The sequence below is a fragment of the Natrialba asiatica DSM 12278 genome (genome assembly GCF_000337555.1).
GTDB classification, from domain to species: domain Archaea; phylum Halobacteriota; class Halobacteria; order Halobacteriales; family Natrialbaceae; genus Natrialba; species Natrialba asiatica.
Genome location: NZ_AOIO01000034.1, coordinates 206730 through 218888, shown reverse-complemented (window position 1 = coordinate 218888; position 12159 = coordinate 206730). Strand labels below are relative to the sequence as shown.

Annotated in this window: 8 protein-coding genes; 3 read left to right on the top strand and 5 right to left on the bottom strand. The window is 61.9% G+C overall.

Annotation, left to right across the window (positions count from 1 at the left end):
* Positions 1–24 precede the first annotated feature (24 nt).
* From C481_RS15795 to C481_RS15780, 4 genes are all read right to left on the bottom strand, one after another.
* A complete protein-coding gene (locus tag C481_RS15795; RefSeq protein ID WP_006110281.1) occupies positions 25–1164 on the bottom strand; it encodes an acyl-CoA dehydrogenase family protein in 1140 nt (379 codons plus the stop codon).
* 187 nt (positions 1165–1351) lie between these two features.
* Positions 1352–2956, bottom strand: coding sequence for a long-chain-fatty-acid--CoA ligase (locus tag C481_RS15790; protein WP_006110280.1), 1605 nt, complete (start codon positions 2954–2956; stop codon positions 1352–1354).
* Between the two features lie 117 nt (positions 2957–3073).
* On the bottom strand, positions 3074–5167 hold the full coding sequence (locus C481_RS15785; RefSeq protein ID WP_006110279.1) for a TRAP transporter permease: 2094 nt from the start codon (positions 5165–5167) through the stop codon (positions 3074–3076).
* 135 nt (positions 5168–5302) lie between these two features.
* A complete protein-coding gene (locus tag C481_RS15780; protein WP_049904699.1) occupies positions 5303–6340 on the bottom strand; it encodes a TAXI family TRAP transporter solute-binding subunit in 1038 nt (345 codons plus the stop codon).
* A 198-nt stretch (positions 6341–6538) separates the two neighbouring features.
* Between C481_RS15780 and C481_RS15775 the strand changes: the two genes are divergently transcribed.
* The 3 genes from C481_RS15775 to rdfA all read left to right on the top strand — a co-directional run bounded on the left by C481_RS15775 (position 6539) and on the right by rdfA (position 9637).
* Positions 6539–7702, top strand: a complete 1164-nt coding sequence (locus C481_RS15775) for an acyl-CoA dehydrogenase family protein (RefSeq protein ID WP_006110277.1) — start codon at positions 6539–6541, stop codon at positions 7700–7702.
* Between the two features lie 122 nt (positions 7703–7824).
* Positions 7825–8616, top strand: coding sequence for an IclR family transcriptional regulator (locus C481_RS15770; RefSeq protein ID WP_086009701.1), 792 nt, complete (start codon positions 7825–7827; stop codon positions 8614–8616).
* Between the two features lie 124 nt (positions 8617–8740).
* Complete coding sequence (gene rdfA, locus C481_RS22750; protein ID WP_241434696.1) at positions 8741–9637, top strand: rod-determining factor RdfA; 897 nt, start codon at positions 8741–8743, stop codon at positions 9635–9637.
* Positions 9638–9881: 244 nt separating this feature from the next.
* On the opposite strand, the gene C481_RS15760 is transcribed toward rdfA, so the two are convergent.
* Positions 9882–11867 (bottom strand): archaea-specific SMC-related protein, encoded by a 1986-nt coding sequence (locus C481_RS15760; protein WP_006110274.1) that lies wholly within the window; start codon positions 11865–11867, stop codon positions 9882–9884.
* Positions 11868–12159 lie beyond the last annotated feature (292 nt).

Genomic DNA, 12159 nt, shown 5'->3' with positions numbered 1-12159 from the left:
CGGAGAAAACTGGAGAAAAACCGTCTACAGCAACTGATCGGCGATGATGTTCTTCTGGATCTCCGAGGTTCCCTCGTAGATCTTCGTGATGCGGGCGTCGCGGTAGTAGCGCTCCGCGGGGTAGTCCGTGACGTAGCCCGAGCCGCCGTGGACCTGGATGCCCTCGTCGGCGACCTCGACCGCGATCTCGCTGGCGAACAGCTTCGCCATGCTCGAGAACTGCGCGGCGATATCCTGGTTGTTCTGCTCGACTTCCGTCGCGGCGCGGTAGGTCAGCGAGCGCGCCGCTTCGACGCGGGTCGCCATCTCGGCGAGTTTGTGCTCGATGGCCTGGAAGTCCTTGATCTTCTGGCCGAACTGCTCGCGCTCGCCGGCGTACTCGATCGCGGCGTCGAGCGCGCCCTGTGCAGCACCGACCGCCTGGGAGGCGACGCTCGTTCGACCGGCGGCGAAGAACTCCATGAGCTGGTAGAAGCCCTCGTCGACCTCGCCGATAACGTTCTCCTCGGGAACGCGGACGTCGTCGACGATGACCTCCGCGAGATCGGAGGCGCGGATGCCGAGTTTGTTGTCGATCTTTTCCGTCGAGATACCGTCTGAATCCATCGGTACGAGGAACGCGGTGATCCCGCGGTGGCCCTCGTCAGGACTCGTTTTGGCCATCAGAACGCCGATATCGGCGACCGTCCCGTTCGTGATCCACATCTTGTTCCCGTTCAGGACGAACTCGTCGCCATCCTTCTCGGCCACCGTCTCGATACCCGCGACGTTCGACCCATGTGCGGGTTCGGAGATCATCGAACAGGAGGCCGTCTCGCCGCCCGCGATCTTCGGGAGCCACTCCTCTTTCATCCACTCGTCGCCGAACTCGACGATCATGTTCGTCCCGAAGCCGGCGGAGCCGACGGCCGAGCCGATACCCGGGTCGGCGCGCCAGAGTTCTTCCGTGACGATCGTACTCGAGATCTTGTCCATGCCGGCCCCGCCGTACTCGATCGGGATGCCCGGCGCGACGAAGTCGTACTCGGCGGCCTTCTCGCGTAGTTCGAGCGGGTACGTCCCCTCGCGGTCGTACTCTTCCGCGACCGGCTTCATCTCGTTCTCGCCGAACTCGCGAACGGCCCCACGAATCGCCTCGTGCTCGTCGGATAGACTGAAAGCCATATCTGATGCTCATCGGCGAGTCACAAAATAGCTTCGATGATCTCAAACGCTGCAAAAGATTGGTGTCGATAGTTAACCGTTGTAAAGTAATTTTGGTGTCAGATACTCGTGACTGGCGGTGCCACAGGCGAACGGCCGGCAACCCGAGTTCAGCCGGGTAGTCGCGAGGCGGGTGATCGCGAGGAGGCTAGTCTTCGTCGCGGATCTTGAACTTCTGGACTTTTCCCGTCGTCGTCCGCGGGAGGGTCTCGACGAACTCGACTTCGCGGGGATGCTTGTACTCCGCGAGGCTTTCGAGACAGTACGCTTTGATGTCCTCGGGCGTCGCGTCGGCGTCGGGCGTCGGCACGACGAGTGCCTTGACGGTCTCCCCCCGGCGCTCGTCCGGCACGCCGACCACGGCGGCGTCGGCGATGTCCTCGTGTTCGAAGAGCAGTTCTTCGACCTCTCGCGGATAGACGTTGTAGCCCCCGGTGACGATCATGTGCTTCTCGCGGTCGACGACGAAGAAGAACTCGTCCTCGTCCCAGTAGCCGATGTCGCCGGTGTGGAACCAGCGCTTGCCGTCCGCCTCGGTGAAGGCCTCGTCGTTCGCCTCGGGCAGTTCGTAGTAGCCCTTCATCACGTTCGGTCCGGAGATGACGAGTTCACCGGTGATTTCGTGCAGATCAGCGTCGGCCTCGTCGATGGGCCCTTCTTCGACGCGCGGGACCGTCTCGAGGCCCTCGTCTTCGGGCGGTTCGTCGCCCGGGGCGTCGGACTGTCGGGCCGCGCTATCGACGATCTTCGCCTCGACGCCGTCGAGCGGCTGGCCGATACTGCCCTTCCGGCGGGCGTCGTTCGTGTTGGCGTGGGTGACCGGACTCGTCTCGGTCAGCCCGTAGCCTTCGTTGAGTTGGACACCCCACCGCTCTTCGAACCGTTCGAGGACCTCGAGGGGAAGGCTCGAGCCACCGGAGTTGGCAAAGCGCAGCGCCTCGAACCCGTACTCGTCGGCGTCGGGGTGGTTGATCATGTCGTTGAACATCGCGGGGACGGCGAACATGATCGTGATATCGTCGTCCTCCAGTTGGTCCATCACCGCCGCGGCGTCCCATTCGGGGACGGGGTAGTAGGTGCCGCCGCTGTACATCGCGCCGTTCATCACGACGGACATGCCGTAGATGTGAAACAGCGGCAGCGTGCCGATGAGTCGGTCGGTGGCCTGGAATCCGCCTGGCGGGACGCTGGCGTTGGCTCGCGTCGTAAAGGCGAGATTGTGGTGCGTGAGCAGGACGCCCTTCGGCGTGCCGGTCGTCCCGGAGGTGTAGGGCTGGACCGCCACGTCGTCGTCGGCTCGGTCGACGACCGCGTTGGTTTCGTCCGCGATGAACTCGTCGAACGCGGTGGCACCCTCGACACCGGCACCCACACTGATCACCTGTTCGACGTCGGTTTCGTCCTGCACCTCGCGGACGTTGGGGACGAGTTCGGCCAGCGTGACGACGGCCTTCGCACCGCTGTTGCCGAGCATGTGGCTGATCTCGCGGGCCTTGTACTGCGGGTTCATCGGGACGATGATCCCGCCGGCGCGCAGCGTCCCGTAGAACGCCGTTACGAACTGGGGGAGATTCGGGAGATAGATGCCGACGCGGTCGTTCTCGCCGATGCCGTTGTTTTCGAGCGCTTTCGCGAACTGGCCGGCGCGCGTCCAGAACTGCTCGTAGGTTAGCGTCCGGCCGTCGTAGGCGATCGCGGGAGCATCGGGGGTCGATTCGACTGTCTCGCCGACGTCCCTCACGAGATTTGTCATACTTTGTGTAGGGTCGTTTGAGGGCCACAAAAGGGTTATTACTTGTCGATTCCATTTATTTCGGTTGTTCGCGAGAACGGGGTCCGAGTAGCCCGGTGTCAGCGAGCGGAGCCGCGATCAGTCGCCGGTCGGCGTGTCGATGGCGGGTTCGGCGTCGGCGTCAGTGTCGGTTTCGGCCGGCATTTCGTACCCGACGACGAGCCGGGCGTGGAGCAACACGCCGACGATGGCGGCCGCGGCGACGATCTGGGCTGCGACGTGGACGACCGATCCGAACATCGCAGAGAGCGCCGCGACGACGTAGAGCCCGCGAGCCGGAACCGAGAGGTCCCGAGCCCCGTCGAAGCCGACGGTCGCGACGATCAGCCCGATGGTCCCCGCCAGCACGACTGGGAACGCGATCAGCGTTTCGCCGGACCAGTCGATAAGGCTGTTATTCGTGATGAACGCGTAGGGAATCACGAACCCGGGTGCACCGAGTTTGAGCGCTTGCAGACAGGACTGCAGGAAACTCGAATCCGCGATCCGAGAGCCGATCGCGACCGAAATTGCGACCGGTGGTGTGATCGCCGATAGCATCGCGAAGTAGAACACGAACATGTGTGCCGTGATCTGGGGCACGCCCATACCGATGATCCCGGGCGTGACCAGAACGACCACGAGGACGTACGCCGCCGGCGTGGGCATTCCGAGACCGAACATGATGCTCGCGATCATCGCGAGGAAGAGGACGATGAAGAGCCCGCTTCCCAGTCCAAAGAGGGAGACTCCGTCGCCCAGTCCGATAATCGTCGTCGCAATCCCCTGGGTGAGGCCGGTTCCCTCGAGCAGTTCGATAATGAGCCCCATCGCGGCGAGGACGCCGACTAACGGTGCCATCTCGGTGCCGCCCTGTTTGAGGCCGTCCAGGGTCTGCTTCGTCGTCGCGAGCACGTTCCAGCCGATCGTGTCTCCCGCAATGCTCGTCTCTCCGATCTCGAGCGTGATATCTTCCTCGCCCACGTCGAAGACGCCGACGAGGATATTTCGGACGTACATCACGCCGACGAGCGTGATGATGGTATACAGTCCGGCCGAAAGCGGCGTGTACTGCAGGTAGACGAGTGTTATGAGGAGCACGCCGATCGGGATCGTAAAGTGAAGTCCACCGACTAGTGCCCGCCAGTCGAACGTTGACAAGTCCCGTGAGACCCAGCCGAACTTGAGGATCGTGAAGTGGACCGCGATGCAGACGCTGAGATAGAACAGCGCTGCGGGGACGACTCCGGCCTGAACGATTTCGACGTAGCTGACGCCGGTGAAGTCAGCCATGAGGAACGCCGCAACCCCCATCACGGGTGGCAACATCTGTCCACCGGCGGAGGCGACCGCCTCGATCGAGGCGGCGAACTCGTCGTGAACGCCCTGATCTTTCATCATCGGAATCGTGAAACTTCCAGTCGTTGCCGTATTTGCCGCGGCGCTTCCGGTGATCGATCCCATGACCATGCTCGCGATGACGGCGATTTGCACGACGCCCGTCCGCAGACTCGTCCCGAGTTCACGACCGACATCGAGGACGAAATCCATCAGGCCGTACGCCTTGGCGATACCGGCGAACATGATGAAGATCGCGACCCACGTCGAACCGATCCGCATGAGGGTCTCGTCGTAGACGCCGCTGACGCTGATCGCACCGTTTTCCGCGATCGTTTCCCAGGTCATTCCGGTGTGGTAGAACAGGCCCGGCAAGCTCGGCCCGACCGCCGTGTGGGCGTAGGCGATAGAGAGGACGGCGACGGCCGCGATGACGTTCCCGAACGCCCGTCGCGTCGCGTCGATCGCCAGCGTGATCAAGAGTAGACCGACCAGATGGTCGGTCGTATTATATCCGAGGAGGTGTGCCGACTCGGTCAACCGAACGTAGTTGGTGTGGACGTACAGCACTGCACCGATCGCCGCCACACCCAGTAAGAGGGCGATAATTGGATCAACCCGTGCGTACGCTGCTTTGAGCGACCGAAGAGTTCGCCCCGTACCGGCGGTATCGGCCGTCTGGGCCGTGTCCCCCCCAGAAGGGTCGGTCGCGACATCGTCGCCTGTGGCAGAATCACTGTACTGCGTGCGAGCATACTCGAAATAGTACAGCGCCAGCCCGAGTCCGAGGAAGACGTTCACGTACTCGTCGGTCTCCGCGAACAGGTCGGTTTGGATCGCGAACGCGATTTTCATCGCGTATCCGATAGTCAACAACGTTAACGCCAAGCCCAGCAAGTAAACGATCCCGGTGAGGGCATCCAGCGGACCGATTCCACTGAGCGACTGTCGGGCACGGCGGGAGAGGCGGCTACTAGTAGTCATCGTGAGTTACGGTTCGTCAGCCCGTTCGAACTCGTCTTTCCAGACGCCGATCTCCTCGTAGAAGTCCGCTGCGGCAGCGTGGAACGGAACATCGCTGTACATATTCTCGACCCAGAACGTCTCGTCGTCGAGTCGAGCGAGGACGGCGCTGTATTCCTCGAGCGCGCTGCGATTCTCGTGCATCGTCTCGAGGAAGTCGTAAACGGTATCGTAGTCGAGGTCCGCTCGCGAGACGAAGTTGTACGCGAAGGTCGGACAATAAACTTCCTCGGGAGCGTTTTGAGTGCCGTCGATCTCGTCGCCACTGAACGACTGAACGAGCAGGCGGTCGTCGTTCTCCCACTCCTCGAGCGTCGAGTCGTCCACGTCGAGAATGTTTAGGTCGGCGGAGTTCAGCATCTCCTGTACCCACCCGGGCACGATACTGAAGTTCATGTACGTCCCGACACCGACATCGAGGCTGCCTTCGTTAAGCGACCCGCTTTGGTCGCCGTACCCGACGCTCGTCCGATTGTAGTCGTCCGTCGCATAGTCGAGTGCCCGTTCGAGCGCAGGGGCTGTCCCCGACCCCCGCGGCGTCGGCGAAACCGTCGTCCCCGACTCGATGCCCGAGAGCGATTCGAGACCCGGCGACAGGAAGAACCACGGCAGGTCATAAAAGTGAAACACCTGCGCCATCTCGAACTCGAGTTGGTCGAAGTCACCGGCACCCTCCTGGACTTCCTGGGCCGACCAGTTCTGGATGTAGACCATTTCCGCATCCTGACTGTTGAGAGCACCGAGATTCGCTTCGGTCCCTTCGCTCGTCCGCGCTTCGACGGTGAGGTCGTCGTTGTTATCGCTGATGACCTTTGCAATCCCCTCGTTGGCAGAGTAGGCCGTCGTCGTCGACTGAGACGTTCGCATTCGAACGGTTCCTGCTTCGACATCCCCCTCATTACCGCCGAGGCACCCAGCCAGTGCCGTAGCCGTTCCGATTCCGGTTGCTGCAAGCAGCGATCGTCGAGTCGTCCCCCTGTTCGTGGAAATCGGTCGATCCTCCATGACAAGCCGTTACATATTTCCATCGTATAATTCTTCCGTTATCATTTGAGCAAACCTGTCTATCAGAGCCTCAGACAAGAGAAATATACAGAAGACGGGGTGAGGAAGAAACTGGTAACCGGCGCGGGCGTGTCACTGAGGTGTTGTACTGGTAACACGTATCGCAACGCCTATTGCACCGTTGGCGAAGTATGATACATGCTGGATTTCGTTCAGCTCGAAGCGGATTTAGACCAGGAAGAACGGTTGATCCGGGACACCGCCCGCGAGTTCGTCGAGGAACACGTCAAGCCCGATATCGGCGAGCACTTCGAGGCGGGTACGTTCCCGAAGGAGCTGATCCCGACGATGGGTGAGCTCGGCTTCTACGCGCCGAACCTCGAGGGATACGGCTCGCCGAACGTCTCCGAAACCGCCTACGGACTCCTGATGCAAGAACTCGAGGCCGGCGACTCGGGGCTGCGCTCGATGGCGTCCGTGCAGGGGGCACTCGTCATGTACCCCATCCACGCCTACGGCAGCGAGGCGCAAAAGGAGGAGTGGCTGCCGAAGCTCGGGCAGGGCGAGGCGGTCGGCTGTTTCGGCCTCACGGAGCCCGAACACGGCTCGAACCCGTCGTCGATGGAGACCGACGCCGAGGCCGACGGCGACGGCTACGTCATCAACGGCTCGAAGACGTGGATCACGAACTCGCCGATTTCGGACGTTGCGATCGTCTGGGCGCGCGACCGCTCGGCCGAGGACGACCCCGTTCGCGGTTTCCTCGTCGAGACCGACCGCGACGGGATCACGACGAACAAGATCACCGAGAAGCTCTCGCTGCGCGCGTCGATCACCGGCGAGATCGGGCTGAACGACGTTTACGTCCCCGAAGCGAACGTGCTTCCCGGCGTCTCCGGGATGAAGGGGCCGCTGTCCTGTCTCACGCAGGCTCGCTACGGCATCGCGTGGGGCGCGATCGGCGCGGCTCGCGACGCCTTCGAAGAGGCCCGCCAGTACGCGACCGACCGCGAGCAGTTCGGCGGGCCGATCGCTCAGTTCCAGCTTCAGCAGCGCAAACTCGCGGAGATGGCGACCCAGATTACGCTGAGCCAGTTGCTCGCCTACCGACTCGCGGACCTCAAAGAGCGCGGCGACTTGCGGCCCCAGCACGTCTCGATGGCGAAGCGGAACAACGTCCGCATGGCCCGCGATCAAGCCCGCGTCGCCCGCGAGATGCTCGGCGGCAACGGCATCACGACCGACTACTCGCCGATGCGTCACATGGCGAACATGGAGACGGTCTACACCTACGAGGGCACCCACGATATCCACACGCTGATTCTCGGCGAGGATCTGACCGGCATCCCGGCGTACCAGTAACCCGTCCGTGTGCGGCCGTTCTTTTCTTCTCCTCGTTCCCGGTCGGTCGCCCGGTTCACCGCGTTCTCCCTCGCGTTTCACACTCCGCAGATTCTGTTTTATTATTCGGAACATTCATTGAGATGCCGCGGAATACTCTCGATATGAGCAGGGACCGCGGCCGAGGGGAACGGGACGACGCGGGTGTCTCGACGACCCGCAAGACGTTCGCAATCCTCGAGACGCTCGCGGACGCAGACGGCGTGACGATCACCGAACTCACGCGTCGAACCGAGTTCACCAAGAGCACCGTCTATCGCCACCTCACCACGCTGGTCGATCTCGGCTACGTGGTCGAACGCGACGGCGCCTACGACGTCGGCTTTCGCTTCCTCGAGATCAGCGAGCAGGCGCGAACCCGACGGCGCGGCTACACCGCCGCCAAGCGCTCGGTGTTCGAGCTCGGCAAGGAGACGGACGAACGCGCCGTTTTCATCGTCGAAGAGGAGTACGAGGGGGTCTACGTCCACCGGTACGGCAGCCTCTCCGATACCATGATCGGCAAACGCAGACCGCTTCACTCGCTCGCCTCCGGCAAGGTGATCCTCTCGGAATGGGACGACGACACCGTCGCCGATTTCGTCGCGACGGCCGGCCTCGACGCGATTACGGACAACACCATCACCGATCCCGACGCCCTCGCCGCCGAACTCGAGCGGATCCGCGATCGTGGGTATGCCGTAAACAACGAAGAACACATGGACGGCCTCCGGAGCGTCGCCGTCCCCGTCTATACGCCCGACGACGACCTCCTCGGCGCGCTGAGCGTGTTCGGCCCGACGAGTCGCTTTACGGACGAGTACGTCCACGACGCCCTCCCGAATCGCCTCCGGGACAAAGCCGGGGAGATCAGGGTCACACTCGCCTACGGATAACGCCCCGCGATTCGGGCGCTGGAATACGCCGTTGAATACACCCGTTTGTCCCGTCGAATATCCGTCACCGTCCACGATGCGGAACCAATCTCTCTTTCACCTTGCCAGTTCACTCCCCATACATATGCGTTCTTGCCGCGCGGTGTGCACGCTGTCGTCTCTGCCCGTCGCGTTCCAGTATGCGGACGCTTTCACCTGCCACGCCGAAACACTCGGTCGCGAGTCCCACGCCGAGCACCGAAACGGCTTTCCTCGCGAACACGAACTCTTCGAACGACCCTCGATGGACGATCAGGATGAGAGCCCCGACCGGAGCACTCACGATAACCCGGGACAGGAACCCCAGAAAGACCCTCCCGCACCGACTGAATCCGATGCGCCCACGCCGGCATCGAACGCCACCGCATCGCGTTCGAAACCCGGTCCCGAACCGAAGGTCGCCCGACTTATCTCCGAGTACGACCGCGAACTTGCAGGTGTCGGCGATGAACTCGAGGTCCGCTGGACGAATCCCGAAACCGATGCGAGTCTTCGATCGCTTGCGGACTGGTTCAACGAGCAACTGCTGCGGGCGGTCCTCACGGCGGCAGGGATCGAAACGATCACGGAAGACGTCTCGCATCTCTATGCGGTGCTCTCCGGAGAAACCGGGAGCCGCGGCGAACGAACGCAGCTCGAACGGCGACTCGAACGGGATGGCGTCGCTGTCGAGACAGTAACCGACGAGTTCGTCTCGTACGGGGCGATCAGATCGTACTTGACGGGGTATCGAAACGTCACTGCGCCGTCGGGCACTGACGGCCCGAGCGCAGCGGCGACGGCCCGAACGATCGAGGAATTGCGCCAGCGAACGGTCTCGGTCACGGAGAGTAAACTCGATCGACTGCAGGAGACGGATCAATTGCGGGTCGGTCCGCGCCGGGTTTTCGCGGACGTGCAGGTACTGTGTGAACGGTGTGGAAAACAGTACGACGTAGCGGACTTGCTGGAATCGGGTGCGTGTGACTGTTATGAGTCGTAGCGGGAGTCGGTGGCGCGGAGACCGTCGGTGTCCGGGTGCCGTTTGAGCCGCAGACTACCTTTCTTCTCGAACAACCCATAACAGGCGTACTATTGTTATGGGATCGGGCTTCGATCGGGAACCGTGATCGGATTTCAAGTTGCGGAATACTGGCCGCCACTCGCGGCAGTCTGCGGAACGCTCGGGGGAGTACTGATCTCGAAAATCGGACCGCTGCGTTCAGAACGGGTACCGGACGTGAGCGCTAGATTTCGGTCACGCGATCGTACTCGTCGTCGAGCGCTGTCGCGTCCTCGGGCAGCAGTGCCACGACGAGGAAGTCGGTGTGGGATTCGAAGTACTCGACCAGTGCCGCGATACGGTTCGAGTCGAGCGCTTCGAGCGAGTCGAGTAGCATGAACGGTACTTCCTCGTAGACTTCGTGGACCAGATAGCCGGCGAGCCCGAAGATCAGGCCGGTGACCTCCCGTTCGCTCTCGCTCAGGTGATCGATCGTGTCCTCGTACGTGCTGCCGTCTGCCGTACTGCGGACGATGTGGAGGTCGAACGCCGTCTGCTCGACCTTCCGTCGACCTTCGCGGACCGTCTTGCCGACGCGTTCGATCCAGATCCGGTCGATGTTCTCGTACTCGAGCACCTCGAGTACGGCGTCCATGTGTTCGTTGAACGACTCGACGGCCTCGCGCTCGATCCGGTCGATCCGAGTGCGGAGTTCCTCGAGTTCGTCGCGAATCTCGTCGCGGCGCTGCTCGAGCTGGTCTTCGTCCTCGAGTGTGGATTCGATGTCCTCGATGTCGTCGGTCGTCGTTTCGAGGTCGCGTTCGAGTCTGCCGAGGGAGAACTCGAGTTCGTTCGCGCGGCGGTTGAGTTCGAGGAGGCTCTCTTCGTCGCCGTCTTCGGTGTCGTCGTCGGTTTCGGCTTCGAGTTCGGCGGCCTCGGTTTCGAGGTCGTCGATCTCGCTCTCGAGTTCTTCGCGACGATCGGTGAGGTCGTCGAGTCGGGTCTCGCGCTGTTCGATTTCGTCGGTGACGGAGTCGAGTCGTCTGTCGACGCGCTCGTGGCGCTGTCGCGTCTGGTCGATCTCGCGCCGTTCGCTGCGCAGGGATTCGATCTGGGATTCGAGGTCGTCGCGCTCGCTGAGTTTGGTCTCTTGGTGTTCGCGAAGGCGATCGATCGTCGCTTCGATCTCGCTGCGCTGGACCTGGCTGCCGCAGGTCCAACAGCGGACGGTTTCCGCTCCCTCGTCGACTAGCTGGTCGGTGATCGCCTGGTCGGTCGACTCGGTGTCGTCGTCGGCCAGCAGCTGTCGGATCTCCGGGTGAGAGCCCTCGAGCATCTCCTCGTTGAACTGGACGATGCTCTGGAGTTGGCTGATAACCCCGTCGATCGACTGGGACTGGCGCTGGAGTCGGTCGATTTCGGCGTCGACTTCCTCGCGGTCGAGCGAGTCGAGTGGGGGGAGGTCTTCCTGTTCGGCTTCGAGGTCGTCGCGTTCCTCGCGCAGGGCGGAGAGGCTCTCGCGTTCGGTTTCGAGGTCGAATCGGACGTCTTCGAGCGTAGAGCGTCGCTCTCGGAGTTCGCTGAGTTTCTCCTCGAGTTCGTCCTGGCCCTCCTGTTGGGTGTCTGCGTTCGCTTCGGCCTCTTCGATCGCCGCTTTGACGGCCTCGAGTTCGTCTCGTTTGTCCTCGATTTTCCCCTCGAGATCGGTACGTTGCTGTTCGAGCGAGGGGAGGTCGTTCTTCAGGGAGTCGAGACGGTCGAGTTCGTTCGAGATTTCGTTTTTCTCGTCGGTCAGTCGCGAAATTTCGCGCTCGATCTCGTCGGTATCGACCGGTCGAAGGATGATCTCTCGCAGGTCGTCTTCGGTCGTGACGGCGCGGCGGGCCGGATTCGATTCCAGCAGGAACGCATAGAGGTCGGCGAGTTCGGGGTCGTCGAGATACGGCTCACCGTCGGTGACGACGGAGTTCCCCGCTCGTCGGAGCGTCCGGGTGTAGGTCTGGTCGTCGAGTTCGAGTTCGGCGTACCCCTCCTCGGCGTCGGCCTTGAGGGAGGCTGATGAGCCCCCGAGAGCGGCCATAAACGCCTGGAGAAGCGACGTTCTGTTTGTCGCGTTTCGTCCTGCAAGGACGGTAATCCCCGATTCGAGTTCGACTGTCGTCTCGTCGATCCCACCGATGTTTTGCGCCCGTAATCGCGCCTCGTGGGCGACGGACTCCTGTGTAGCCATCATTCGAATTACTTCCTAGCCAGTTGATAAAGCTTTGGAGGAATCTCGGCTCGTGGGCCGGAGGTGCGTCGGGTAATCGGTCGACTTCCTGGCCGATCGTGAACGTCGTCGGTACAGATATTGAGAACATAATAGAAATTATTTTTATATGTAATTCATCCGGATCAGTCCGGTTCTTGTTGGCCTGCTGTCTCCGTCAGTAGCTTATATTTGACCGTAATGGCCGTGTATGGGCCATTATATCCGAAGAACTCGCTTTTCCATCATCAGAATACTCCCGTTCAATATCATA